The sequence below is a fragment of the Paragemmobacter amnigenus genome, assembly GCF_009908265.2.
Taxonomy (GTDB): domain Bacteria; phylum Pseudomonadota; class Alphaproteobacteria; order Rhodobacterales; family Rhodobacteraceae; genus Paragemmobacter; species Paragemmobacter amnigenus.
In genome coordinates this window covers 264,406-289,195 of record NZ_JAAATX020000002.1, presented here as the reverse complement: position 1 = coordinate 289,195, position 24,790 = coordinate 264,406, and the positions used below count along the sequence as shown (strand labels likewise).

At 65.5% G+C, this 24,790-nt stretch carries 22 protein-coding genes and 1 pseudogene; 10 read left to right on the top strand and 13 right to left on the bottom strand.

What is annotated here, in order from left to right:
- Nucleotides 1–55: 55 nt before the first annotated feature.
- The gene (locus tag GU927_RS03845) at nucleotides 56–292 is read right to left on the bottom strand and encodes a hypothetical protein (protein ID WP_161761032.1); all 237 of its coding nucleotides are present in this window, start codon (nucleotides 290–292) and stop codon (nucleotides 56–58) included.
- 165 nt (nucleotides 293–457) lie between these two features.
- Between GU927_RS03845 and GU927_RS03840 the strand changes: the two are divergent.
- Nucleotides 458–1,199: pseudogene (locus GU927_RS03840) on the top strand (Crp/Fnr family transcriptional regulator).
- 48 nt (nucleotides 1,200–1,247) lie between these two features.
- Here the strand turns inward: GU927_RS03840 and GU927_RS03835 are convergent.
- Nucleotides 1,248–1,403, bottom strand: a complete 156-nt coding sequence (locus GU927_RS03835) for a hypothetical protein (protein ID WP_232489114.1) — start codon at nucleotides 1,401–1,403, stop codon at nucleotides 1,248–1,250.
- A 274-nt stretch (nucleotides 1,404–1,677) separates the two neighbouring features.
- Nucleotides 1,678–2,031, bottom strand: coding sequence for a hypothetical protein (locus GU927_RS03830; RefSeq protein ID WP_161761031.1), 354 nt, complete (start codon nucleotides 2,029–2,031; stop codon nucleotides 1,678–1,680).
- 218 nt (nucleotides 2,032–2,249) lie between these two features.
- Between GU927_RS03830 and GU927_RS03825 the strand changes: the two genes are divergently transcribed.
- From GU927_RS03825 to GU927_RS03810, 4 genes are read left to right on the top strand one after another with little or no spacing between them, the layout of a single operon-like run.
- The gene (locus tag GU927_RS03825; protein ID WP_217765522.1) at nucleotides 2,250–3,173 is read left to right on the top strand and encodes a sensor histidine kinase; all 924 of its coding nucleotides are present in this window, start codon (nucleotides 2,250–2,252) and stop codon (nucleotides 3,171–3,173) included.
- Nucleotides 3,174–3,222: 49 nt separating this feature from the next.
- Nucleotides 3,223–4,524 carry an HlyD family efflux transporter periplasmic adaptor subunit gene (locus GU927_RS03820; RefSeq protein ID WP_161761029.1) on the top strand — a complete coding sequence of 434 codons (1,302 nt, stop codon included), beginning with the start codon at nucleotides 3,223–3,225 and terminating at the stop codon, nucleotides 4,522–4,524.
- Nucleotides 4,521–5,693: an FtsX-like permease family protein gene (locus GU927_RS03815; RefSeq protein ID WP_161761028.1), complete on the top strand. Its 1,173-nt coding sequence runs from the start codon at nucleotides 4,521–4,523 to the stop codon at nucleotides 5,691–5,693. Before GU927_RS03820 ends, GU927_RS03815 begins: the two co-directional genes overlap by 4 nt.
- An 8-nt stretch (nucleotides 5,694–5,701) precedes the next feature.
- The gene (locus GU927_RS03810) at nucleotides 5,702–6,406 is read left to right on the top strand and encodes an ATP-binding cassette domain-containing protein (RefSeq protein WP_161761027.1); all 705 of its coding nucleotides are present in this window, start codon (nucleotides 5,702–5,704) and stop codon (nucleotides 6,404–6,406) included.
- A 44-nt stretch (nucleotides 6,407–6,450) separates the two neighbouring features.
- On the opposite strand, the gene GU927_RS03805 is transcribed toward GU927_RS03810, so the two are convergent.
- The 5 genes from GU927_RS03805 to GU927_RS03785 all read right to left on the bottom strand — a co-directional run bounded on the left by GU927_RS03805 (nucleotide 6,451) and on the right by GU927_RS03785 (nucleotide 12,973).
- Nucleotides 6,451–7,650, bottom strand: a complete 1,200-nt coding sequence (locus GU927_RS03805) for an HD-GYP domain-containing protein (RefSeq protein WP_161761026.1) — start codon at nucleotides 7,648–7,650, stop codon at nucleotides 6,451–6,453.
- A gap of 34 nt (nucleotides 7,651–7,684) precedes the next feature.
- A complete protein-coding gene (locus tag GU927_RS03800) occupies nucleotides 7,685–8,773 on the bottom strand; it encodes a GGDEF domain-containing protein (RefSeq protein ID WP_161761025.1) in 1,089 nt (362 codons plus the stop codon).
- Nucleotides 8,774–9,013: 240 nt separating this feature from the next.
- On the bottom strand, nucleotides 9,014–9,916 hold the full coding sequence (locus GU927_RS03795) for a DMT family transporter (RefSeq protein ID WP_161761024.1): 903 nt from the start codon (nucleotides 9,914–9,916) through the stop codon (nucleotides 9,014–9,016).
- A gap of 153 nt (nucleotides 9,917–10,069) precedes the next feature.
- Nucleotides 10,070–11,395 carry a Tm-1-like ATP-binding domain-containing protein gene (locus GU927_RS03790; protein ID WP_161761023.1) on the bottom strand — a complete coding sequence of 442 codons (1,326 nt, stop codon included), beginning with the start codon at nucleotides 11,393–11,395 and terminating at the stop codon, nucleotides 10,070–10,072.
- A 96-nt stretch (nucleotides 11,396–11,491) separates the two neighbouring features.
- Entirely contained in the window at nucleotides 11,492–12,973 is a 1,482-nt protein-coding gene (locus tag GU927_RS03785) for an aldehyde dehydrogenase (protein ID WP_161761022.1), read from the bottom strand.
- 110 nt (nucleotides 12,974–13,083) lie between these two features.
- Between GU927_RS03785 and GU927_RS03780 the strand changes: the two genes are divergently transcribed.
- Both GU927_RS03780 and GU927_RS03775 read left to right on the top strand, forming a co-directional pair.
- Nucleotides 13,084–13,935, top strand: a complete 852-nt coding sequence (locus tag GU927_RS03780) for an IclR family transcriptional regulator (protein ID WP_161761021.1) — start codon at nucleotides 13,084–13,086, stop codon at nucleotides 13,933–13,935.
- The gene (locus GU927_RS03775; RefSeq protein ID WP_161761020.1) at nucleotides 13,932–15,284 is read left to right on the top strand and encodes an aminotransferase class III-fold pyridoxal phosphate-dependent enzyme; all 1,353 of its coding nucleotides are present in this window, start codon (nucleotides 13,932–13,934) and stop codon (nucleotides 15,282–15,284) included. The genes GU927_RS03780 and GU927_RS03775 overlap by 4 nt, the downstream gene beginning before the upstream one ends.
- Before the next feature lie 59 nt (nucleotides 15,285–15,343).
- Here the strand turns inward: GU927_RS03775 and GU927_RS03770 are convergent, their stop codons facing one another.
- From GU927_RS03770 to hmgA, 5 genes are all read right to left on the bottom strand, one after another.
- Nucleotides 15,344–15,541, bottom strand: a complete 198-nt coding sequence (locus GU927_RS03770) for a DUF2783 domain-containing protein (protein ID WP_161761019.1) — start codon at nucleotides 15,539–15,541, stop codon at nucleotides 15,344–15,346.
- 2 nt (nucleotides 15,542–15,543) lie between these two features.
- Entirely contained in the window at nucleotides 15,544–17,160 is a 1,617-nt protein-coding gene (locus GU927_RS03765; protein WP_161761018.1) for an FAD-dependent oxidoreductase, read from the bottom strand.
- Between the two features lie 11 nt (nucleotides 17,161–17,171).
- Nucleotides 17,172–18,122 carry an MBL fold metallo-hydrolase gene (locus GU927_RS03760; RefSeq protein WP_161761017.1) on the bottom strand — a complete coding sequence of 317 codons (951 nt, stop codon included), beginning with the start codon at nucleotides 18,120–18,122 and terminating at the stop codon, nucleotides 17,172–17,174.
- Nucleotides 18,123–18,133: 11 nt separating this feature from the next.
- Nucleotides 18,134–19,387, bottom strand: coding sequence for a fumarylacetoacetase (gene fahA, locus GU927_RS03755; RefSeq protein ID WP_161761016.1), 1,254 nt, complete (start codon nucleotides 19,385–19,387; stop codon nucleotides 18,134–18,136).
- A 103-nt stretch (nucleotides 19,388–19,490) separates the two neighbouring features.
- Nucleotides 19,491–20,846: a homogentisate 1,2-dioxygenase gene (gene hmgA, locus GU927_RS03750; RefSeq protein ID WP_161761015.1), complete on the bottom strand. Its 1,356-nt coding sequence runs from the start codon at nucleotides 20,844–20,846 to the stop codon at nucleotides 19,491–19,493.
- 115 nt (nucleotides 20,847–20,961) lie between these two features.
- Between hmgA and maiA the strand changes: the two genes are divergently transcribed.
- From maiA to GU927_RS03735, 3 genes are all read left to right on the top strand, one after another.
- Complete coding sequence (maiA, locus tag GU927_RS03745) at nucleotides 20,962–21,600, top strand: maleylacetoacetate isomerase (RefSeq protein ID WP_161761014.1); 639 nt, start codon at nucleotides 20,962–20,964, stop codon at nucleotides 21,598–21,600.
- Between the two features lie 50 nt (nucleotides 21,601–21,650).
- Nucleotides 21,651–22,118 (top strand): MarR family winged helix-turn-helix transcriptional regulator, encoded by a 468-nt coding sequence (locus GU927_RS03740; protein ID WP_161761013.1) that lies wholly within the window; start codon nucleotides 21,651–21,653, stop codon nucleotides 22,116–22,118.
- A gap of 107 nt (nucleotides 22,119–22,225) precedes the next feature.
- Nucleotides 22,226–24,784 (top strand): cation-translocating P-type ATPase, encoded by a 2,559-nt coding sequence (locus GU927_RS03735; protein WP_161761012.1) that lies wholly within the window; start codon nucleotides 22,226–22,228, stop codon nucleotides 24,782–24,784.
- Nucleotides 24,785–24,790 lie beyond the last annotated feature (6 nt).

Genomic DNA, 24,790 nt, shown 5'->3' with positions numbered 1-24,790 from the left:
AAACCGCGCACCCTACACCGCTCGCAGGCCTCTCCCCCCCCACGCGGCCGGCGGGTCACGCGTCCTTGCGTCGAACCGAATTTCCGCCATCGATGATGCGCTCGATCAGCCGCACCACCTCGCGGTGCAACGCGTCATCCCCGTCCGTGGCCTGTTCATGGGCGGATGCGGCGTCGCGCAAGATGCCCATGATCTCGGTCTCGGGCAGGATGTCACGGTCGTTCAGGGCCAGAAGCAGGGACTCGCAGATGGCGAGCGCGGCATGGCCTGCGGGATCTGTGTTGGCGGTCATGTTTTTCGACTTTCCAGCGGTTTTGTGGCAGTGTCGGTGAATGATTGGTGATCGTGGCAGGAAATCTGTCCGGCATCATGATGTGGATCAGCCCCGGCCCGGCTCATCTGCGGAACATGGGGCAGAGTTCGCGCGCAACCTGCGTCGCTCCGGGAAAGCAGTGGCATGAAGGAACGGACCCTTACGCCTTCGGTTCAGGACAGCCCCTTCGCGCGCAAGCTGTCGGCTTTCGTTCGCCTGTCGCAGGACGACATCACGGTGATGTCAGACCTCTACCGCCGCAGGCGCCGGTTCCCGGTCGGCTTCGACATGATCCATCAGGGCCAGAAGGACCAGTCGGCCTTCGTCCTCGCCTCGGGCTGGGCCTCGTCCTACAAGATCCTCCCCGACGGCACCCGCCTTCCAGATACCCGGCGATTTCCTCGGCCTGCGCTCGGTGCTGTTCCGGACCTCGGACCACAATGTCGAACCGATCACCGCCGTCCAGGCCTCGGAAGTGCGGCCGCAGGACCTGCTCGACGCCTTCTCGCGCACGCCGCGACTGGCCACCGCCGTCCTCTGGGCCGCCTCGCGGGACGAGGCGATGGTGGTCGAGCATCTGGTCAATGTGGGCCGTCGCTCGGCCACGGTCCGCATGGCGCATTTCCTGCTGGAACTCGGTTCAAGGCTCCGGCTCGTCGGGCTGGCAGACCATCAGGGCTATGCCTGCCCGCTGTCACAGTATCTTCTCGCGGATGCCCTCGGCCTGACGGCGGTGCATGTGAACCGCGTCCTGCGGCAGTTGCGGGAAGAGGGTCTGGTGACCTTCCAGCGCGGACGTGTCACCTTCGACAATTACGACGGTCTGGCCGATTTCGCCGGTTTCGACAGGTCCTATCTCGATCAGGACGGGCCGATACTGCAATAGACGGGCGGCCTTCCCGCACCCACTGCGGGCCGGAAAGGCCGCAGGCAGTCACGCCAGCGCTTGCTTCGCCGCATCCAGAGATTTCAGGCAATCGGCATCATTCTTCGCCGTCTGGGCCTTCTCGGCCGCCTGATAATGCGTCAGCGCCGCATCTTTCTTCGGACCGGCGGGCGCCTTGTCCCACGCGGCCTTGACGGCCTTCATCTGGTCTTGGGTAGAGGTAAAATTGTTCATCGACATGTGGTCTGTCCTCGGTTGTGCGCAGCCCCGGCAGCCTCAAATGCTCCGCCACCGCGGGGACGGGATCGGTTTGGATCGAGACTGCCGGGAACTGGCATCGGTACGGGTCGCAAACATTCACGACCCGCACTGACCTTGCGCCGATTCGCAGGTGACCGGACTGATGCAGGTTGGCGTGTGGGGCGGATGGCATCACCCCCGCCCCCTGTCGGCCGGATCCCGCCCGAGACGGACCCCGTCAGGGCGTCTTGATGGCCAAGGCATCCAGACAGGCCTGAGCGATGTCACGATCCGCACCTGCCGCCCCCGGCATGGTCGCCCAGCCCGTGTCCATCATCAGGTCCCTGCGCGTCGTGCTGCTGGCCTGCGCCAGCAGCGCAAGGCGCGCGTCCCGCGACGGGTCGCGGCTCGACCGGTCCAGACAGACGGGCACCATGGCGGCGACGACGGCGGCCCTCGACTCCGTCGCGGCCCGCTTGGAACTGCTGCGCCCCGTCTCCCACCCGCCCCAGGAAAATCCCACGAACGCCACCGCGGCCATTCCCGCTGCCGCGCCAAAGATAGCGGGCCTGATCCACTGCATATCGCTCATGTCCTGTCCTTTCGGGGCATAGATCCATCCGCCGACGCGGTTTGTGTCGCAAGCTCGTCCCTGTGCCGCGCCGCCTCGAGATCGGCCTCGGCGATCGGCCGCAACTCGACCTGCCCTGCCAGTGCCCCCTGCCCGCGCACACGAAGAAAGGTCGCCAAGCGGCGATAGGCATCGAAGGTCAGACCTTTAGCCGCCTGCGCGGCCCGTGAAACACCATCATGGACCAGTTCCAGTTTCCCGTGCTGATGCAGGTCAGCGTCCCCCGACCTTCGCCCTTCGCCCTTCCGGCGGGCGGACGGCCCCGCGCAAACCGCAAGAACCCGGCGCCCCCTAACGTGGGTCAGCGCAATCAGCAGGCGAATCGACTAGCAGTCAAAACGACACCCGACCTCGTGCCAACCAAGGAGACCAGAATGTCGCTTACCGCTTCCGGTGGAGTCTCAGGGTCGTATCACTCCGCACACCGCGCCGCGCGCGCCCTGCGGCAAGAGCGGTCGCCGAACCTCCCGAAAACCAACGTCAGGAACCTTCGCATCGCCCGTCACGAGGCCGAGCACCGTATCCTCAACAGCCTCCAACTGGTCGCCTGCCTGCTGCGCGACAGCCTGCGGCACAGCTCCTGCGACGAAGCGCGGCAAGAAATAAATGCCGCCCATGACCGCATCCTGTCCGTCGCCTCTCTCCAGCGCGCACTGTTCATCGAAGACGGTCAGGTGCCCCTTGCCACCCACCTTGACGCCATTGCACGCAACCTCGGGCAGACCCTCATCGCCAAAGACCGGCACCTGACCATCACGGTCGCCTGCCCCGAGATCAATTTGGACGCCACAACCGCGACATCGCTCGGGCTTATCGTCAGCGAACTGGTGATCAACGCGATCAAACATGCCTTTCCGGACAATGCAGCGGGCACCATCACCGTGTCGTTCACCTCTGACGGCTCGGGCTGGCACCTGTCCGTTGCTGATGACGGGATCGGACGGGGAACGCATCCCGCGACACGGGCGGGCAGCGGTATTGTCGCGGCCCTTGCGGTGCAGCTCGACGCGCGGCTCGTCACCCGCTCGGGCACTGGCGGCTTCAGAACCGACCTGACGGGGTCCACCCGCCGAACTCCCACATGCGGAACCCATCTGCGCTGAGCGGGGGTCGCGGCAGGGACAAGGGCTGCAGGGATCAGGCATTCCCCGCTTGACCGACGTCAAGGTCGGCGCCGTGCAGGCATGCGACAAGCGGGAAATCTTCCTCCGCATTCAGGATTTTCCCGACATGCCCGCCCACAGCCCCGACGACCTGCCGCTGGAGATCAGATCGACGGGCCCCGCCGGATCGCCCCGCCTGCCGCCGCGCAGATTCCGGCGCCGCTACCTTCTGGTCCTGCTCGTCCCCCTGCTCATGTTCACCGGCGCGGTCATCGGCATGTATTTCCAGCCCCCCCTCCTGCGCGCCTTCTACGGCATCACCGGCCTGCAGCCCGGTGGCGGGACCGAAACACCCATCGCCCTTCCCCCCAATGTCGACCTTCCGCCCCGCATGGCAGAAACCATGCTGCCCAGCGACGTGATCGGACTGGCACGCATCATGCCGGCCGGCGATGTCTCGGTCGTTGCAGCCCCCTATGGCGCGGGCGACGCGCGCATCTCGGAAATTCTCGTTTCGATCGGCCAAAGGGTCATCAGGGGCGATGCCCTTGCGCGGCTCGACAACGCGCCCGCCCTGCAGGGCGCGCTGCTGACCGCCGAGGCGAACCTCGCCATCCGCGAGGCGACCCTGATGCAGACCCGCGCCGCCGTTCTGGCCAGCCGCGACGAGGCAAAGGCTGCCCGCGATCAGGCCATGGCATCCGCATCCGAGGCGGCGACCGCCCTGCAGCGCGCCGAAGACCTGTTCCAGCGTGGCGTCGCGCCGCAGGAAACCCTCGACGCGGCCCGCACCGCCGCGGAAAGCGCCCGCCTCGCCGTCACCCGCGCCAATGCCACATTGGCCCGCTTTTCCTCGGTCGCACTGGACGACCAGCCCGACATCGTGGTCGCAATGCGCAATGTCGCGGCCGGCAAGGCCGATCTGGCCCGCGCGCGGCTGGACCTGCAACGCGCCGTCGTCGTCGCCCCGATCAGCGGCGCGATCCTCGACATCAACGCAAGACCGGGCGAACGTCCGCCCTCCGGCGGCATCATGCAGATGGGCGACACCAGCCGCATGATGGCCGAGGTCGAAATCTGGCAGGACCGGATTGCCCGCGTTTCGGTGGGCCAGCCGGTGGAACTCGTCTCGCCCGTCCTGACCCGCACCCTGCAGGGCAGGGTCCACGCCATCGGCCTGACCGTGGGCCGTCAGGGGCTGATCTCGGACGATGCAGCCGAAAACAAGGACGCCCGCGTCATCCGCGTTCTGGTAGCCCTCGATCCGGCCTCATCGGTCATCGCGGCGCGCTTCACGAACCTCGAAGTCATCGCCCGCATCGACACCTCTGCCGCGACGGCTGCACCATGAGCGGCCTCTTCCAGCGCCTGCTCGGCCGCCTGCCCATCGGCTGGCTGCAACTCACCCACAATCCCATGCGCTTTGCCGCCGCCCTCACCGGCGTGGCCTTCGCCAATGTCCTCGTCTTCGTGCAACTCGGCATCATGAACTCGATGGGCACCGCCGTGCTGCGTCCCTACACCTTCTTCAAGGCCGACGTGATGATCTCGGCCACGGATGCGAACGGGCTGACGGACGGGGGCAATGTCGCGCGCCAGTGGCTGCTGCAAGCCCTGGCCGACCCCGATGTCACCGGCGGCACGGGCCTTTTCATCGGCACCGTTCCCTGGGATCGTGCCGAGGCGGATATCGGCTTCACCACCTTCGGCATCGATCCGGCCCGGACGGATTTCGTGGCAGACGGCATCGCAGGCGACCTTGCCCTGCTCGAGGTGCAGGATGCCGCACTCATGGACCGCCTCGCCCGCGGCCTCACCCGCGAGGAGGCAGCCGCGATCCGCCCGCAATCCCCCCGCGCCTTCGAAACGCAAGGACGCACACTGACCGCCTATTCCACCTTCGCCGGCGGCGGCGGCTTCGGGGGGGATGGCTACATGATCGTCTCGGACCAGACCTTCCTGTCACTCTTTCCGGCGCGCAACTCGGCCGCACCCGACCATATCCTGCTCCGCCTGCGTACGGGGGCGGACAGCGCCACAGTCGTCGCGCGCCTGAAGGGTCTCATTTCCGACGAAACCCTGCGTATCCGCAGCTATGCCGATGCCGGACAAGAGGAACTGACCTTCCAGCAGACCCGCCGCCCCACCGGCATCATCTTCGGCTTCGGTGTGCTGATCGGCGTTCTGGTCGGTCTGGTGATCGTCTATCAGGTCCTGTCCACCGATGTAGCCGACCATCTGCGCGAATACGCGACCTTCAAGGCGATGGGATATGGCCCGTCTTTCTTTCTGGGCATCGTGCTGGAAGAGGCCCTCATCCTCGGCACGCTGGGTTTCCTTCCGGGCTTTGCCATCGGTGCGACGATCCTGACCGTGATGGGCAAGGTGACCACGCTCCCCCTCGCCATGACGCCGTCCATGGCGGCGATCGTCTTCGCCGGAACGGTGGCCTTCTCGGCCCTCTCGGGGGCCATCGCCACAAGACGGCTCGCCGCCGCCGATCCGGCCGACCTGTTCTGAGGCGCGCCATGGACACCGCACCCATCGTTACCATCCGCGCCCTGAACCACTGGTTCGGCGACGGCGCGGCACGGAAACAGGCGCTCTTCGACATCAACCTGCGGCTTGAACCGGGCAGTTTCACCGCGCTGGTCGGACCCTCAGGTTCGGGCAAGACGACACTGCTCACCCTGATCGGCTGTCTCCGGATGGTGCAGGACGGCAGCCTGCGACTTCTGGGGCAGGAACTTCACGGCGCGTCCGGGGCGCAACTTGTCGCCATGCGCCGCAGGCTCGGCTTCATCTTCCAGGCCCACAACCTGCATGAAAGCCTGACGGCAGGGCAGAACGTCATGATGGGCGCGCAGGTCGACGGCGGCGTTCGTCACGACAGGGCCACGCTGGCGGCGCACCACCTGCTCGGGCTGGTCGGACTGGCCGGTCGCGTCGACTATCTGCCCGCCAACCTGTCAGGCGGCCAGAAGCAGCGCGTCGCCGTCGCCCGTGCCCTTGTGGGCAACCCCGACCTGCTTCTGGCAGATGAACCGACCGCCGCACTCGACCGGAACAGCGCCTCCGACGTCGTCGACCTGCTTCGCCGCATCGGCAGCGCGCGGGGCATGACCACGCTTCTCGTCACCCACGACACCCGCATCCTCGACCGCGCCGACCGCATCCTGACCCTCGAAGACGGGCGCATCGTCGGAGAGGAGGACCGGCAGGGCAAAGGCTGACCCCCCGATCCTGTCGCGCGGCACACAGAACTGCCGTGCCCGCCCTAGCTTTGCATCGCCGTCCAGGCGTGTTCATACTGACGCTCGTTCTTCAGAAACAGGTCGAGCAGATGCGGGTCGAATTTCTGGCCCGTGACCGCAATCTCCTCGAGCGCGGCCTGATGCGACCAGCCCTTCTTGTAGGGCCGCTCCGAACGCAGCGCGTCATAGACGTCGCAGATCGACACCATCCTCGCGGCCAGCGGTATATCCTTGCCCAGCAATCCCGCCGGATATCCGCCCCCCGACCAGCTTTCGTGATGGGAAAGCGCGATATCGGCCGCAAGTCCCATGGTCTTGCGATCGGCCTCGCCACAGTTCGAAAGGATTTCCTGGATGATCCGCGCCCCGATCGAAGTGTGCTCTTTCACGACGGCAAACTCGGCCTCGGTCAGCTTTCCGGGTTTTCGCAGGATATCGTCAGGAATGGCGATCTTGCCGATATCATGCAGGATCGACGCCAACTCCAGATCCTTGCGCGAAAATCCCACATCCGCTTCGGTCAGCCCCTCGGCCTGCAGATACTGGTCATAGAGCAGACCGCAATACCTCGAAATGCGCCGCAAATGCGATCCGGTCTCCGTATCGCGCGCCAGTGAAATCAGGCCGACACCGACGTAAAACATCTCCCGCGTGCTGGAGGCAACCTCGACATAGAATTTCACCAGAGCGGCTGTCGAATAGACAACCAGCAATGCACAGACCCCGAAAAGGATGGTGTGGAATATCCACATCCGGGGATTTGAAAGATAATCCGCCCCTTCGATCGGCACCGCGACAATCTGCAATTTGAACATGAACACGACCATCGCCGCCAGCATCATCACCTTCAGGATCACAAGAAGGATCACATGCGGATACCTGAACCCGAGCGAGGCGCAGGAGGTTGCGATGATCAGGAACACAGGGCCCATCGAGGCCAGACCGAAGAACAGGAAGGCACTCATGGACATCACGGTCCACACCAGCCACATCAGCAGCGACAACCGCTGGAAGCTCAGATAGTCGGAAAAGACAAAGGCCAGCAGCGTGATGAAGGACGCGATCCAGATGGCCGGAAAGATCGGCTGCCAGCCTTCCAGCAAAAAGCGGGCGATGGTCACGCAGACCAGAACACAGGCCCCGAGCGTCATCGCAAGAAGGATGTCCTTCACGATCTTGCGTCGCAGCGTCTCGGCCGTCAGCGTAAAGGAAATTCCGTCCATGGCCGCAAAGCCCTTCGAACCGGCCCGAAGGGCTTTAGGAAGAAATCGTCTGCTCATGGATCACCTTGGATGTTGAACCTTCGATCCGTTCAGCAGCAACGTTCAGGGTGACAAACCCCTTCTTTGTGCGCTTGGCCTCGTAAAGGGCCTGATCCGCCGCACTCAGGATCTTTTCCGGCGAACAACTGTCGGGCGAGGCGCAATGCGCCAATCCGATCGTCGCCCTGATCGCCATGGCCGTGCCATCGGGGGCGACGATCTTGTTGTTGCCGATCGCGGCGTGGATCCGGTTTGCAATGCCGGTCGCCTCGAAAATGGACGTCCCCGTAAGCACCACCGCGAACTCGTCCCCGCCAAGCCGCGCAAGCCTGTCATCCTTGCGGATCTGCGACTGCACGATCTCGGCCAGCCAGATCAGCACGCTGTCCCCGAACGGGTGGCCATGCGTGTCATTGACGGCCTTGAACTCGTCCAGATCCAGCAGCAGCAGCGCATTGCCCGACGCGCGGATGTTCTTGGGAAAGCGGTCCATCAATTCGGTGAACCCGCGACGGTTGAGCGCCCCCGTCAGCGCATCCATCCGCTGCGTCTTCCGCAATTCGTCGATCTGCCGGTGCCTGAAACGGGTCAGGGCATGGGAATGGTGGATGTAAAAGACCGCCATCATACCTACGAGCAGCACCAAACCCGCCTGTTGCCCGTCGGAGGAAGCGATGGCACCCTGACCGAAGAGCCAGCAGGCTCCGTAAAGGACCGCCAGTCCCACCACCGCGACCGCAGCCCATATGTATCGCCCCGAGGTCACAAGGCCGATCAACGCGACCATCGTCCAGACCAGCGGACCCGCCGACTGACCCGCCAAAACGCCCAGCACCGTCCCGCCCAGAGTGGCACCGACCAGAAGGGCCAGTGCAATGCGGGCCTTGTGGATGAACTGGAACACGGCCGCCACGACCGATAGCGCAGCCACCGCAGCGGCAAGCCAGATTTCACCCTGCCCGCCGGAAACCAGAAGATGCTTGGCGATCAATATCAAGGAAAGCAGGATCGACCAGATTATTGCAATCCTTGTCGCTTCGACTTCGTCATCCCAATATGTCTCGCGCGCAAATTGCTCAGCCAAAACCGGCCCCCCTTGAAGCGCTCCTAATTGGCACCAAAGAAGGCAGGGTCAAGCGGGGCCAGACGTCCGTCACTCGTTACGCGGATCGCCGGGAAATCATGATCTTTTGATTATATCTAAATCGTCAATTTTAATATAAATGGCGCCTTCATCTCTTCCGGATAAAATTCATCCGCAATGGCCTGATCCGGAATTACGACACCAAACGGTGCACAGGGAATTGCGCGCTGGACGAGATGATTACGCCCGTCGGCTCTCCGTTCCACGCTCCGACCCTGCCGCGGTCGGCCAGACCTCGAGCAGCCCTGACAGGATCACCAGCGCGCCGCCAGCCAACTCGCTGGCCGAAAGGCTTTCGCCCGCAAAGATCGCGGCGGACGCCGCTCCGAAGACGACTTCGGTCATCAACAGGATGCCCACGCGCGCCGGGTCCAGCCGTACGGCAGCCCACATAAGGGCAGCGATCGACAACACCCACCAGAAGGCGCCGGTCATCAGGACGGTCATCGCGACAGCGGGCAGGTCAGGCTGTGCAATCGTCGGAAACGGCTCCAGAAACGGCGCGCTCGCAAGCGACGTTACAGTCGCGCCCAGCGCGAACAGAAAGGCCGAGGGCAAGGGTGTCACATCCGACCTCAACCGCATCCCAGCCGTTGCAAAGGCCCAGATGAAGCCGCCGATGAAAGCCATCCACTCGCCCAGATCGCCCGGAACCGGCAGCCCTCCATCGCCCCCCAGCATGATGAAAAGACCGGCAAGCCCGACCGCGATCGCGATCAGGCGCAGCAAGGGCACCTGCAGGCGCAGCAAGTAGCGTGCGATCAGAACACTCCAGACAGGGCTGAAGAACCACAAAAGGACGACAAGCGCGACCTTGCCGTAAAGAAAACCGATGGAATAAAGGGCGAATGCCGCCCCTCCCAGCGCGACGGACAGCACGCCAACCACGTCCCTGCCACGCAGCGCGCCACGGTTCGCAAGGACGAAGGGCAGCAGGAACAGGGCCGCGGCAAGGGTGATCGCACCGGTCCCCCAAGCCCCATCCAGCCCCAGCCGGGCGACCTCGCGCACCGGCACCCAGTACACGCCCCAGAATATGCCGGTCAGCAGCACGACCGCAGAGGCCAGAACAGTCTTGCCCATCCGTCTCGCCCCTCCCGATCCCTGCTCCGGCCAGCGCACCGGCGCCACCCGCCCTACGGCCTTAGGGATACCAGCGAAAGGGGATTGCTTCCCGCCGACGTCACCGCGCCCGCAAGCGACAGGATCGCCGAACGGTCCGAAGATGCGTCGGGCTCACCATGGTGGTGACGGTTCCGTCATCGGGCCCCCGATCCGACGGCTGCCCACCCCGCCGGAACGGACCGGCGCGGATCGGCCCCGCCTCACCGAAAGGGCGATGGTGCCGTCGGCGATCCATCCGTCGATGATTTCCAGCACCCTGTCCGAGAAGGCCCGGTCATTGATGTGGCAGTCCAGTACCGACAGCGCGACCGGATCGGTCATCACTCGGGAATATTCGTCCACCATCTCGGCCAGCGCGTCAGGGTCATGCGCCGGCATCCCTTCCACATCCCAGGCATGGATGCCCTGCGTGGGAAGGATGAAATGGACCGGCCCGCTCGACCGCTTCAAGCGCCGCGCAACCTCGCGTGCCAATTCCCGACGCTCCTCTCCCGTCAGCGAGGCCGATGCAAGCAGCCTGTTATGTGCGTGATAGGGGCGGTCGCGGAACCGCTCGGGCACAGGCTGCCACGTCGCGAAGTCGATCATGTCGCCAAAGCCGGGGGCGGCGATGATGGGCGTTCCCTGTCTGGCTGCGGCCGTCATCCGGTTTGCCCCTGCATTGACAACGGACCCGACCATCAGATTGCCGATCTCGGCCACGGCAAGCTCCAGCACCGCCGCGAAATAGCCCTGCTCCGTCAGGCTTTCCATCGCCATCCCGCCCATTCCCGTGCCATGGAACACCGCGACAGAGAAACCGCGCTCCATCAGCGGTTCACGAAGGTGGACCATGTATTTCAGCGCAGAGGAGCCGAAACTGATCATCCCGATCACCGGACGGTCAGGGTTGGGCGGAACAACCGCAAGCGCCGCACCATAGACGGCGCCCGCCGCCTGACTGAGGGTCGCCATGCAGACGTCGTTCAGTCCGTAAAGTCCGCCAGCCCAAAGGATCATCTGGATATCCGCGGACAGCCGGTCCGGCGGGATCAGCGGAGAGAAGGCGATCGTGGACACCACATATTTCGGCACACCGATCGGCAGGGCGCGGGCGCAATCCAGGGCAAGGTCGGTTCCCATCGTGCCGCCAAGCGCGATCATGCCATCCATGCGGCCCTGTGCATAAAGCTCTGCCGTCAGCCGCGACGCGCCAAGCGCCATGATCTGCATGGCATGGTTCTCGTCGCCCGCGTCGATGGCATCCTGAATGGTCTTGCCGGCTGCGGCAGCGACCTGATGCTTCGAATAGTCCGTCGGCCGCGACGGATCGCCCAGAACGCTGACATCCATCTCGATCACCGACCCGCCCATCTTGCGGATGCAATCCGCAACAAAGTTCAGTTCGGGATCCTTCGTGTCATAGGTTCCAATGACGAGGATCGTCTTCCGCTCCATCCTATCCCCCCTGTAATCCCCTCGGTTTCGAACGGCACGCCACACCGCCCCCTCCGGTGCCCGCAGGGCCAGCCTTGGGGAAAGATCGGGCTTCCCTCACAACTGGATCCAGGCCGTCTTCAGGTCGACGAACTTGTCGAGTGCATGGGGTGACTTGTCCTGCCCGTTGCCCGACTGGCCGTGGCCGCCAAGCGGAACGGTCAGGTCCGATCCGCCATAGGTGTTCACATGGACGATACCCGCCCGAACCGAACGCACCATCCGGTGCGCGCGCGACAGATCCGCGCTCCAGACACCCGCCGCCAGTCCGAATTCCGTCCCGTTGGCCAGACGCACCGCCTCGGCCTCGGTCGCGAAGGGCATGACGGCCAGAACGGGACCGAACACCTCGTTCTGTGCCACGTCCGTATCGGGCCGCACATCGGCCAGGACGGTCGGGGCCATGTACCACCCGCCCGTCTCCTGCAGGATCGCATGTCCCCCTGTCAGAACCCGCGCGCCCTGCCCTGTGGCGCGCGCGACGAAGCCAAGGTTGCGGTCAAGCTGTGCAGGCGAATTGATTGCGCCCGCCTCGGTCGTCAGGTCCAGCGGATCACCCACCTTCATCGCAGCGGCGATCCCTGCCACGCGCGTCGCGAAGTCTTCTGCAATCGATGCCTCGACCAGCAGGCGCGACCCCGCGATACAGACCTGCCCCGAGTTGCGGAAAATCCCGTAGGCCGCGACCTTGGCAGCCCTGTCCAGATCGGGCGCATCCGCGAACACGATGTTCGGGCTTTTCCCGCCAAGTTCCAGATAGACCCGCTTCAGGTTGGACCGTGCCGCATAGTCCAAAAGCCTGCGCCCCACAGCGCCCGATCCGGTAAAGGCAAGGACATCGACCTCCATCGACAACCCCAGAGCCTCGCCCGCGACGGCCCCCCGCCCTGTCACGACGTTGAACACCCCCGGCGGAAGGCCCGCTTCCACCGCCAGTTCCGCAAGGCGCAGCAGCGTCAGCGAAGCCGTTTCCGCGGGCTTGAGAACGACGGAGTTTCCCGCAGCCAAGGCAGGCGCGACCTTCCACGCCCCGATCATCAGGGGAAAGTTCCACGGAACGATGGCCCCGACGACCCCGACCGGCTCTCTGTGCACAAGGGCCAGCACGTCGTGTCCGGTCGGGGCAATCTCGCCATAAACCTTGTCGATCAGTTCACCATAATAGCGGAAGGTCGCGGCGGCACTCGCCGGTTCGGCCTTCAGCGCCATGCCGATCTCGGTGCCGTTGTCCCGAACGCCCAGAACCGCGAGTTCAAGGGCATTCGCCTCGATCAGTTCGGCCAGACGGAACAGAACCTTCTTTCTGTGCGCCGGTGCGGCGCGCGACCAGCCGCCGGCATCAAAGGCCACACGGGCCGCAGTGCAGGCGCGCGCCACATCTTCCGCTGCGGCATCGGAAATCGTGGTCAGGACCGATCCGTCAATCGGGCTGAAAACATCCAGCACCGCACCGGACGCCGCAGGAACCGATTTCCCGCCGATGAACAGACCCTGCACAGGAACCGGTCGTGTGCGGAGGAGATCGATCTTGTCCTGCATCTGTGCGCCCTGTCGGATCTGCGGCGGTGAATTTGTTTCGTTATTATCTACAGCGTTTCAAAATTGTTGCATTTGCGACCAAGTTCTGTCAAGCTTGCAGGACGCAAGGGATGGACACCGTGGCCGCACCCACCGAAAACCGCACGCGGACGACGCTGAAGACGGCGGACAAAGCCCTGATGTTGCTCAACTTCTTTTCCCCCGAAACACCCGAGTTCCGGCTGAGCGATCTTGCCCGCGCGGCGCAGATGGACAAGGTGACGACGATGCGGATGCTTGCCTCGCTCGGCAGTGCGGGCTTTGTGGAACAGCATCCCGAAACAAGGAAATACCGCCTCGGAACGGCCGTGCTCCGCCTCGCACGAATCAGAGAGGCAAGCTTTCCCGTGATCTCGGTCGTCCAGCCCATTCTCGACGCGCTGACCGAGGTGACGGGTGAAACCACACATGCGGGGCTGATCGCGGGCACGTCCATCACGACGATCGCCGTCGCCGAACCGCACCGCGCGACGCGCGTCTTCGTCGATCCGGTGCAGCCATTGCCCCTGCACGCAACCGCATCGGGTCTGGCCTATCTGGCCCACCTGCCCGAAGACCGGCTTTGCGAAACGCTGAAACGTCTGGATACCAAGCCGTTCACACCGCTCACCCTGCAAAGCGAGACCGACCTCCGCGCAAAGCTGGACACCGTCCGCGCCAACGGCTGTGCCGTATCCAGCCGGACCTTCGAAGCCGAAGTGACAGGTATCGCCGCGCCCATCTTCGACTGGCACGGCGCCGTGCAGGGAACCCTGTCCGCCGCCTGCATCGCAAGTCGCCTGACCGACGACCTTCAGAACCAGATCGAACACCACGTGCTTCGCGCCGCCGTCAAGGCGACGCGGGCCATGGGCGGCGATCCCCCGTCAAGGCTGCTCGCCCTCATCGAAACCAGAGAGACGAACCGGAAGGCACAGTCATGAAGGACGGCAATTTCCTCAAGGCGAACAACGCGCGCAGCCTCTGGCATCCGATGACGGCCCCGTCGGACAGCCTGAAGAACGCGCCCACCATCATCACCGGCGCATCGGGCACCCGCATCCGCGACGTGGACGGGCACGAGGTGGTGGACGCTGTGGGCGGCCTGTGGAACGTGAACCTCGGCTATTCCTGCCAACCGGTAAAGGACGCCATCGCGGCCCAGCTTGACGCGCTGCCCTATTACTCGATCTTCCGCGGCACCTCGAACGACAAGGTCATCGAACTGGCCGAAGTGCTGCGCGACTTCTTTGCCCCCGACGGCCTTACGCGGGCCTTCTTCACCTCGGGCGGGTCGGACAGCGTGGAAACCGCCCTGCGCCTTGCGCGCCAATACCACAAGATCCGGGGCGAGGCGGGGCGGGTCAAATTCCTGTCGCTGAAAAAGGGCTATCACGGCACGCATATGGGCGGCGCCTCGGTCAACGGAAACGCGAACTTCCGCACCGCCTATGAGCCGCTCCTGCCCGGATGCCACCACATCCCCGCCCCCTATACCTACCGCAACCCCTTCAACGAAACCGACCCCGCGCGGCTGGCCCAGCTCTGCCTTCAGGCGCTGGAGGACGAGATCGCCTTCCAGGGCGCAGGCACCATCGCCGCCTTCATCATGGAACCGATCCTCGGCGCGGGCGGCGTGATCCCGCCCCATCCCTCCTTCATGCCGGGGGTCGAGGCGATCTGCCGCAAGAACGGCATCCTGCTGATCGCGGACGAGGTCATTACCGCCTTCGGCCGTACCGGCGCATGGACGGGCAGCCGCCTCTGGGGTGTCAAACCCGACTTCGCCTGCACGGCCAAGGCCATCACCAACGGCTATTTCCCCTTCGGCGCGGTGATGATCGCCGAAAGCGTGGCCGCAGTGTTCGAAGGCGATGACACGGGCCGCGCCGCCATCGGCCATGGCTACACCTATTCCGGCCACCCCGTGGGCGCCGCCGCCGCGCTGGCCTGTCTGGCCGAGACGAAGCGGCTGAACGTCATCGAAAACGCCGCCGCGCGGGGCAGGCAGCTTTGGGACGGGATCAACCGGCTGAAGGAGAAATACGCCGTCATCGGCGATGTGCGCGGCGGGCACGGGCTGATGCTCGCCATCGAACTGGTGGGCGACCGTGCCACCAAGGCCGCCCCGCCCAAGGCCCAACCCGGACAGGTGCAGGCCACCGCCTACACGGCGGGCGCGATGGTCCGCGTCTCGGGGCCCAACATCATCCTGTCGCCGCCGCTGGTGCTGACCCCCGCCGACGCGGACACGATCCTTGCCGCGCTTGACGCAGGTTTCGCTTCACTGTGACAAAGCCCCGCCCGTCACCGACTTGATCGGCTGGACCCCGCCGCGGGCGGATGATCGCGTCAGCGCCCGCCCTTGGGGTTCCGCGCCAGCGCCATCGCCTCGGCCAGCACGGCGTCATCCCCGATATGGTTCATCAGGATCAGGATCAGCCGCGCGTTCAGCGCGTGGCTCTCCGCCTCGCTCAACCCCTCATGCGTGGCGATCAGGCGGGCATAGGACTCGTCCGGCCTGCTCAGGTTCGGTTTCGTGACCAGCATCCTCACCCCTTTCCGATGGCACGGCCCAAGGCCGCCGCCACCGCCGTTCCGTCGAACCGATCCCACCGCGCCGCGACATGCTGGTCGGGCCGGATCAGATAGACAGCCCCTGCCGCCCCGCCCAGATAGCGCGCCGCGATCTCGGGCGTCGGCTCCAGCCGCAGGCAGGGCACCGTCAGCCCATGGGCGGACAGGGCCTCGGGCGCGTCCGCCCCGATGGCCAGCAGGGTAAATCCCCGCCCCAGATATGACAGCAGCCACCCGTCCGCCACGGGCGCATCCGGACAGGGCGACCCCGGCCTTGTCCGCGCGGGCATGGCGGCATGGTCCGCCCCGTTCAGCGCCGACCCGTCATAGGTGCAAGGCAGCGACAGCCGCCCCGAATTCACCACCGTCCGCGCGAAAGGCACCGTTTCGGCCAGTGCCAGCACGGCATTGCGGAACATCTTGGACACGGGGCTTTTCGGCGTGATGAAATCCGTCGCGCGGGTGGAGTTCAGGATGTTCTCCTCCGCCCCGTAGACCCGCTCGGCATCGTAGCTCTCCAGCAGCCCCTCCGGCGCGACCCCCTCCAGCACCAGCGCCAGCTTCCACGCCAGATTGTCGACGTCCTGTATCCCGGAATTCGCCCCGCGCGCGCCGAAGGGCGAAACCTGATGCGCCGCGTCCCCCGCGAACAGCACCCGCCCGTGCCGGAACCGCTCCATCCGGCGGCACTGGAAGGTGTAGATCGAACACCAGTCCAGCTCATATTCCACATCCGGCCCCAGCATCGCATCCACGCGGGCGCGGATGCGGTCGGGTTCAAGCTCCTTTGCGCGGTCGATGTTCCAGCCAAGCTGGAAGTCGATGCGCCAGATATCGTCGGGCTGCTTGTGCAGCAGCGCGGAATCGCCCGATCTGAAATGCGGCTCGAACCAGAACCAGCGTTCGGTCGGGAAATCGGCCTTCATCCGCACATCGGCGATCAGGAAATTGTCCTCGAACACCCGCCCGTCGAACCCCAGCCCCAGCATCCCCCGCAGCGGACTGCGCGCCCCGTCGCAGGCGATCAGCCACTCCGCCTCCAGCCGGTAGGGACCGTCCGGCGTCATCACCTCCAGCGTCACATGATCCCCCGTAGGGACCACCGCATCGACACGGTTCTTCCCCCGCAACTCGATCGGCACCCCCTCGGCCTGCGCCGCCACGATGGCCTCATGCAGGAACTTCTCGAACCACGGCTGTTGCAGGTTGATGAAGGCAGGCATCGCATGGCCGCCCTCGGGCAGCAGGTTGAACTCGTACAGCAGCCGGTCGTCATGGAACACCTTGCCAAGGTTCCATTGCACGCCCTTGTCCAGCATCGGCCCCGCCGCCCCCAGCCGGTCGCAGATCTCCAGCGTCCGCTTGGCGAAACACAGCGCGCGGCTGCCCAGCCCCGCCCCCTCGTGATCGTCGAGCAGCACCACCGGCACCCCCCGCCGGCCAAGATCCAGCGCCATGGCAAGGCCCACAGGCCCGCCCCCCACGACCACCACGGGATGGCGCACCGGCGCGGGCGCGTCCTGATCGGGGGACTTCGCATAGGGGTAAAGACGGAAGGCCAGCGTATAGCGGTCCGGAACCTCGTGCTTCATCGCGCGCCCTCTTACCCCTGCAACGCCGCCCACATCTCCAGATCGCGCTGGGCGGTCCAGATGCGCGGATGGTAGATGCCGCGCGCCTCGTCATAGGCGCGGGCCACGTTGAAGGGCAGGCAATGCTCGTAGATCGCGTAATCCTTGAACTTCGGGTCGCATTCGGCCCGCACGGCATCCCATGCCTCCTTCAGCGACCCGCCCCGCGCCACGATCCGCGCCACGGGGCGATAGGTCGACGCGACGAAATCCTTGGTCCGGTCCAGCGCCCCGTTCACCGCCGCGCGCCCCACCACCGCATCGCCCCGACCGGGCGCAATGGCATCAAGGTCATAGGCCCGGATCGCCTCCAGCGTCGCACCCCAATCCGCGAAATGCCCATCCCCGCAATAGCAGGCCGAATGCGCCTCCACGATATCGCCGGTGAACATCACGTTCTGGTCGGGCACATGCACCACCGCATCCCCCGCCGTATGCGCGCGGCCAAGTTGCAGGATATCCACCCGCCGCTTGCCCAGCCAGACCGTCATCTTCCCGTTGAAGGTCGTGGTGGGCCAGGTCAGCCCCGGAATGCTCTCATGCCCCTGGAACAGCCGCGGAAAGCGCTGAAACTCGCTGTCCCAATCCTCCTGCCCGCGCTCGGCCACCATGTTGCGTGCCGCCTCGGACATGATGACCTGCGGCGCGTGGAACGCCGATGCGCCCAGCACCCGCACCGCATGGTAATGCGTCAGCACGACATGGCTGACGGGCTTGTCCGTCACCCCCCGGATGCAGTCGATCACCTTCTGCGCCAGCCGCGGCGTCGCCTGCGCCTCGACCACCATCACACTCTCGTCCCCGATGATGACGCCGCTGTTGGGGTCGCCCTCGGCGGTAAAGGCGTAAAGCCCCGCGCCGATCTCGGTGAAGCTGATCTTCTTCTCCGCCATGTCGCCCTGCGAGGCGAAAGCCTTTGCCATGTCCCTGTCCCTTACCGTGCATAGGGGTCGGCCAGCGCGGGGATCACCGTCCCCGCACAGTCGCCGAACCCGATCCTATATCCCTCGCCCCTGCACTCCCCGCGCAGGATCAGCGTGTCGTTATCCTCGATGAAGGTCCGCGTGCCGCCGTCGATGGCGACAGGCTCCTTGCCCCCCCATGACAGTTCCAGAAGGCTGCCGCGGCTCTCCCTCACCGGCCCCGAAATCGTCCCCGACCCCAGCAGGTCGCCCGTATTCATCGCGCAACCGCTCGTCGTGTGATGCGCCAGTTGCTGCGCCGCCGAGTAATACATCTGGGCATAATTCGTCCGCGCGATCACCGTCTCGGCCCCGCCCTCCGGCTGCAGGGCCACCTCCAGCGCGATGTCGTAAAGCATCGGCCCGGGCTCGTGCAGATAGGGCAGCAAGGGCACCTCGCGCGGCGGCGTCGGCACGCGGAACGGTTCCAGCGCGGCCTTGGTCACGATCCAGGACGAAATCGTCGTCGCCGTGGCCTTCGCCTGGAACGGCCCCAACGGCTGGTATTCCCAGGCCTGTATGTCCCGTGCCGACCAGTCGTTCAGCAGCACGTAGCCGAAGATCATCGCATCCGCCTCGGCCACCGTCACCGGCCCCTCGGACGGCACGCCCACCACCGCGCCCATCTCCAGCTCGATATCGAACCGGCGCGAAGGCTGGAAGAACGGCATGGCATGATCCGGCCCCTTCACCTGCCCCCAGGGCCGCCGCACCGGCGTGCCCGAAACGACGACCGACGACGCCCGCCCGTTATAGCCGATGGGAATATGCAACCAGTTTGGCGGCAGGGCATTCTCCGCCCCGCGGAACATCGTGCCCACATTGGTCGCGTGATGCCGCCCCGCATAGAAATCGGTATATTCGCTGACGAGGAAGGGCATATGCAACGCCACCCCCGCCAGCGGATGCAGCAACGGCTCCACCGCCCCCCGCTCCGCCGACCCCTCGGCCAAAAGCGCCGTCAGACGGTCGCGAAGCGCCGCCCACACCGCAGGCCCCGCCCCCATCACCTCGTTCCAGAAGGGCACATCCAGCAGCGGCCCGCCCTCTAGCTGAAGCAGCCCCTCCTCCTCCAGCCCCGCCACATCCAGCACGAAATCCCCGATGGCCACGCCGCAGCGCGGCTCGTCCTGCCCCACGGAAAACACCCCGCAGGGCAGGTTGTTCAGCGGAAACGGCCCCTCCGCCGCATTGGCACTTTCCACCCAAGACCGGATCAGTCCCACCTCGACCTCTTCATCTGTTCCCAAATATCCCACGGGGGTCGGCCAGCGCGTTCGCCATCGGTTCGAGAACCGCTGGCCGACGGGGTGTGAAACCCCCGCCTCCTCACTTCACATCCGGCGTGCCGTCGAACTTCTTGGAAAGGCTCTCCCAACAGTCGATGTAGTCATCCTGCAACGGCGCCGCCTTCGCCGCCCATTCCGTCAGATGCTGCGGAAAGCGCGTCTCGAACATGAAGCTCATCGTCTCGTTCAGCTTCTCGGGCTTCAGCGCCGCATTGGACGCTCCCTCAAAGGCGTTCCGGTCCGGCCCGTGCGGCAGCATGCAGTTGTGCAAGGACATGCCCCCGGGCACGAATCCCTTGGGCTTGGCGTCATAGACGCCGTAGATATTCCCCATCAGCTCGGACATGACGTTCTTGTGGTACCACGGCGGGCGGAAGGAATGTTCCGCCACCAGCCAGCGTTCGCGGAACAGGACAAAGTCGATATTCGCCGTCCCCTCCAGCCCGCTCGGCGCGGTCAGCACGGTAAAGATCGACGGGTCGGGATGGTCGAACAGGATGGCGCCGACGGGGGAATAGGTCCGCAGGTCATATTTCCACGGCGCGTAATTCCCGTGCCATGCCACCACATCCAGCGGGCTATGCCCGATCCGCGTGCGGTGGAACTGCCCGCACCATTTCAGCACGACCGAGGACGGCACTTCCCGATCCTCGAAGGCCGCGACGGGCGTCTTGAAGTCGCGCGGGTTCGCCATGCAATTCGCGCCGATGGGGCCACGGTTCGGCAGGGTGAAGGGCACGCCGTAATTCTCGCAAACGAAGCCCCGCGCCGGACCCTCCAGCACCTCCACCCGATAGACCAGCCCGCGCGGCAGGATGGCGATCTCCTTCGGCTCCAGATCGATGATGCCAAGCTCGGTGCAGAACCGCAGCCGCCCCTCCTGCGGCACCACAAGGATTTCCCCGTCGGCGGAGTAGAAATACTCGTCCTCCATCGAGCGCGTCACAAGATAGATGTGGCTCGCCATGCCCGTCTGCGTGTTCACATCCCCCGCCGTGGTGACCGTCCGCATCCCCGTGATCCATGTCAGGTCTTCCTGCGCATGCGGGATCGGGTCCCAGCGATACTGGCCCAGCGAAATGACATCGGGCAGCACATGCGGCGCGGATTTCCACAGCGGCACGTCGATCTTCTCGAACCGCGTCGTGTGCTTCACGCTGGGACGGATGCGGTAACACCACGTACGTTCGGGATGCGGCTTGGTGAAGGCCGACCCCGACAGCTGTTCGGCATAAAGCCCGTAGGCGCATTTCTGTGGGGAATTCTGACCCTGCGGCAGCGCGCCCGGCAGCGCCTCGGTTTCGAAATCGTTGCCGAAGCCCGGCATGTAACCGGCATGGACCCCGTTCGAGGTGACGGCGCGGATCATCCACGCGGGAAGGCTGTGGCTGGTCATGGGCTTCTCCTGCCTCGGCTTTCGACGCTGTCGCTCGACTGCCAGTAATAGTTGCATACGCAACCAAGTCAAGCTAAACATCAATCCGTGCCGTCCCTTTGCGAAAGGCTGATCGATGTCGGACAAGATCGTGCTGCACGACTACTGGCGGTCCTCCTCGGCCTATCGCGTCCGCATCGCGCTGAACCTGCTGGGACTGACCTACGAGAGGCGCCCCGTCGACCTCGTCGCGGGCGAACACCGCTCGGCAAGCCATCTGGGGGCCAATCCGCAGGGCCTCGTCCCCGTGCTGGAAATCGACGGCCTGCGCCTGACCCAATCCCTCGCCATCATCGAATATCTCGACGAGACGCGGGACGCGGGCTTCCTGCCCGCCACGCCCGCCGCCCGCGCCGAAGCCCGTGCGCTGGCCCATGCCATCGCCATGGAAATCCAGCCCGTCTGCAATCTCCGCGTCGCGCGCCATGCGGCGGACCTTGGCGGGACCGCCACGATGGAGGGGTGGATGACGCATTTCATCCCCCTCGGCCTGCACGGGGTCGAGGGGTTGCTGTCCCGCCAGCCCGACACCGCCTTCTGCCATGGCGACCGCCCGGGCCTTGCCGATCTCTGCCTTGTCCCGCAGGTCTACAACGCCCGCCGCTGGGGCGTGGACCTGTCGCCCTTCCCCCGCCTCGCAGCCATCGCCACACGCGCCGAAGCCCTGCCTGCCTTCGCCGCCGCCCATCCCGACCGTGTCCGCCCGCAGGGGTGACAGCCCGCCCCGCCTGTGGCAGGGTCCGCCCGCATCCAAGGACCGTACCGATGCCCGAACCCGCCGATTTCGACCTTGAAACCTTCCTTCCCTACCTGCTCAACCAGGCGGCCGAGGCGACGTCACGGTCCTTCCACGCCACCTACAAGGCCGCCTATGGCATGACCCGCACGCAATGGCGGGTGCTGGCCAATCTCGGCAAGTTCGGCTCCATGACCGCGCGGGACATCTGCGCCATCAGCCATATCGAAAAGACCAAGGTCAGCCGCGCCGTCTCGGCACTCGAGGAAGACGGTCTCCTCTCCCGCTCCCCCAGCCCGCAGGACCGCCGCGCCGAGATCCTGTCCCTCACCCCTCGCGGCCGCGAGGTCTTTGCCGATCTCGGCCAGCGGGCCATCGAATACGACACCTCCCTGCGCGCCCAGATCGGGCCGGAAATTGCCGCACGCCTCGACGGACTCCTGCGCCGCATCATCGCCGCAGGCGATCCCGACGCCGACAGCGATCAGGACAGTTGACCCGCCCCGGGTTGCAGCCGGTTCTGACGGGCATTCACACCAATAAACGGCGATAACCCGCGGTGTGGCTTGTATCTTCGCCACTATCCTGAAAACCTGATCGCGCGATGACAGACGATCCGGAACCCGACAGCGACGCCATGTCCGGGCTGACCGAGGCAGAGGCCAGAGCACGGCTCGCCGCAAATGGACCCAACGCGCTACCGTCCGGTGATCACCGGACGGGGCCCCGCATACTGCTCGAAGTGATCAGGGAGCCGATGCTCGCCCTCCTCCTCGCGGGTGGTGCAATCTACGCCCTTCTCGGCGAGACGCGCGATGCGGTGGTCCTTATGGCCTTCGCCTGCCTTTCCGTCCTCATCACGCTCGTTCAGGAATGGCGGAGCGAGAGGGTTCTGGACGCCCTGCGCGACCTCAGCAGCCCGCGCGCCCTCATCATCCGCGACGGCAAGCGACAGCGCATCGCGGGTCGAGATGTGGTGCAGGGCGACGTCATCTTCCTGTCCGAAGGCGACCGCGTCCCCGCCGATGCACGGCTGCTTTCGGCGCATGACCTGCAGGCCGATGAATCGCTGCTTACCGGCGAGGCGGTGCCCGTCCACAAACGCGCAGCCCCCGGACCGGAAGACGCGCCACCGATCCCGGGTGGGGACGATCTGCCGACCGTGTTCTCGGGAACACTCGTCGTCCGTGGCAAGGGGACCGCCATCGTCACCGCCACGGGTCTTTCGACCGAGATCGGCAAGATCGGCATATCCCTCGCCTCGATCAGGTCGGAAACCCCGCGCCTCTACCTTCAGACCCGCCGGATCGTGGTCCTGCTTGCCATCGCCGGAACCATGGTCAGCCTGCTGGTCGGCGGGCTCTATGCCTATTTCCGCGGCGACTGGCTGGAGGCGGTGCTGGCGGGCATCGCCATCGGCATGTCGATGCTGCCGGAAGAGTTCCCCGTGGTCCTTGCCATCTTCATGGCCATGGGCGCGTGGCGGCTGTCGAAGGCGCGCGTCCTGACGCGCCGCTCGGCAGCCATCGAAACACTCGGGGCCGCAACCATCCTGTGCACCGACAAGACCGGCACGCTCACGCAGAACAGGATGGCGATCCGCCAGATCCGGTTGCCGGACGGGCGGGCCTTCGACATCGACGGACCGCAGGCAGCCGGAACAGTCTGCGCCGATGTCCTGCAGACCGGCCTTCTCGCCTGCGATCCGCAGCCCTTCGATCCGATGGAGCAGGCATTCCACACCATCGCCCCGCAGGATGGAAAGCCCTCGGGCATGACGCTCCTGCGCTCCTACGGCCTGCGCCCCGACCTTCTGGCCATGTCGCAGGTCTGGCGCGGCGATGCCTCCGCCCCGCCGATGATCGCCGCAAAGGGCGCGCCAGAGGCAATCGCCACCCTCTGCGCCCTGCCCGAAACCGCACGGGTGGCAATGGCCCGCGACGTGGACGCCATGGCGGCGGCGGGCCTTCGCGTTCTGGCCATCGCGCGGGGTACGGCGACCGGCACCCTTCCGGACAACCAGCACGACCTGCACCTGACATGGCTCGGCCTCGTGGGACTGGCCGATCCGCTGCGCGAAAGCGTCCCGCAAGCTATCGCGGAATGCCGCCGCGCAGGGATCGAAGTGAAGATGATCACGGGCGATTACCCCGTGACCGCCACCGCCATTGCACGCGAGGCGGGGCTTGACGGGCATTTTCCGCTGACGGGCAAAGAACTGGATACCCTCGACGACGCGGCCCTTGGCAAAAGGCTGCAAGAGGGTGACGTATTCGCCCGCATCATGCCGGCCCAGAAGCTGCGCATCGTCAATGCGCTCAAGGCCCGCAACGAAGTCGTCGCCATGACGGGCGACGGGGTCAACGACGCGCCCTCCATCAAGAGCGCCCATATCGGCATCGCGATGGGCGGACGCGGCACCGATGTGGCGCGGGAAGCATCGGCCATCGTCCTGCTCGATGACGATTTCGGCTCCATCGTCCGTGCCATCCGTCTGGGCCGCCGGATCTACGACAACCTGCGAAAGGCCGTGGCCTTCATCCTCGCGGTCCATCTGCCGATCGCAGGGCTCGCGCTCGCCCCGCTTCTGCTGGGCTTTCCGGTCATTCTCGGGCCGATCCACATCGCCTTTCTGGAAATGGTGATCGACCCCGTCTGCACACTGGTCTTCGAGGCCGAAGATGAAGAGAAGGACATCATGGATCGCCCACCCCGCGACCCCGCAGAACGCCTCTTCTCGGCACGGCTGATCGGCTGGAGTGTCACCCAAGGCGTCGTCGCCTTCGCGGCGGTCGTCGCAATCCTCTTCTGGGGCGTCGGGCGGCAGATGCCAGAGGACGAATTGCGGGCCCTGACCTTCTTCACGCTGGTCATCGTCATCATCGCCCTGATCTTCGTGAACCGCTCCTTCAGAGCATCTCCCGTCGCAGCGCTCGGCCGTCCGAAGCCCGCACTGCTGCTCGTCCTCGCCGCGGTGGCGGGGATCCTTGCCACCGTCAGTCTCTGGCCCGCGGCGCAGGACATCTTCCGCTTCGGCCCGCTCCATCGCGACGACCTGATCCTGACAGCAGGCGCGGGGCTCGCCGTCCTCCTGCTCCTCGAGGCCATCAAGCCCCTCTGGCACCTCCGCCGCACCACGGGCGCATCAGGCACACGGTCATGACGCGCC

Coding starts and splice junctions, on each gene's coding strand:
- GU927_RS03845 (WP_161761032.1), bottom strand. CDS start 292: ATGACCGCCAACACAGATCCCGCAGGCCATGCCGCGCTCGCCATCTGC.
- GU927_RS03835 (WP_232489114.1), bottom strand. CDS start 1,403: ATGAAGGCCGTCAAGGCCGCGTGGGACAAGGCGCCCGCCGGTCCGAAG.
- GU927_RS03830 (WP_161761031.1), bottom strand. CDS start 2,031: ATGAGCGATATGCAGTGGATCAGGCCCGCTATCTTTGGCGCGGCAGCG.
- GU927_RS03825 (WP_217765522.1), top strand. CDS start 2,250: ATGGACCAGTTCCAGTTTCCCGTGCTGATGCAGGTCAGCGTCCCCCGA.
- GU927_RS03815 (WP_161761028.1), top strand. CDS start 4,521: ATGAGCGGCCTCTTCCAGCGCCTGCTCGGCCGCCTGCCCATCGGCTGG.
- GU927_RS03810 (WP_161761027.1), top strand. CDS start 5,702: ATGGACACCGCACCCATCGTTACCATCCGCGCCCTGAACCACTGGTTC.
- GU927_RS03805 (WP_161761026.1), bottom strand. CDS start 7,650: ATGGACGGAATTTCCTTTACGCTGACGGCCGAGACGCTGCGACGCAAG.
- GU927_RS03795 (WP_161761024.1), bottom strand. CDS start 9,916: ATGGGCAAGACTGTTCTGGCCTCTGCGGTCGTGCTGCTGACCGGCATA.
- GU927_RS03790 (WP_161761023.1), bottom strand. CDS start 11,395: ATGGAGCGGAAGACGATCCTCGTCATTGGAACCTATGACACGAAGGAT.
- GU927_RS03785 (WP_161761022.1), bottom strand. CDS start 12,973: ATGCAGGACAAGATCGATCTCCTCCGCACACGACCGGTTCCTGTGCAG.
- GU927_RS03780 (WP_161761021.1), top strand. CDS start 13,084: ATGGACACCGTGGCCGCACCCACCGAAAACCGCACGCGGACGACGCTG.
- GU927_RS03775 (WP_161761020.1), top strand. CDS start 13,932: ATGAAGGACGGCAATTTCCTCAAGGCGAACAACGCGCGCAGCCTCTGG.
- GU927_RS03770 (WP_161761019.1), bottom strand. CDS start 15,541: ATGCTGGTCACGAAACCGAACCTGAGCAGGCCGGACGAGTCCTATGCC.
- GU927_RS03765 (WP_161761018.1), bottom strand. CDS start 17,160: ATGAAGCACGAGGTTCCGGACCGCTATACGCTGGCCTTCCGTCTTTAC.
- GU927_RS03760 (WP_161761017.1), bottom strand. CDS start 18,122: ATGGCAAAGGCTTTCGCCTCGCAGGGCGACATGGCGGAGAAGAAGATC.
- hmgA (WP_161761015.1), bottom strand. CDS start 20,846: ATGACCAGCCACAGCCTTCCCGCGTGGATGATCCGCGCCGTCACCTCG.
- maiA (WP_161761014.1), top strand. CDS start 20,962: ATGTCGGACAAGATCGTGCTGCACGACTACTGGCGGTCCTCCTCGGCC.
- GU927_RS03740 (WP_161761013.1), top strand. CDS start 21,651: ATGCCCGAACCCGCCGATTTCGACCTTGAAACCTTCCTTCCCTACCTG.
- GU927_RS03735 (WP_161761012.1), top strand. CDS start 22,226: ATGACAGACGATCCGGAACCCGACAGCGACGCCATGTCCGGGCTGACC.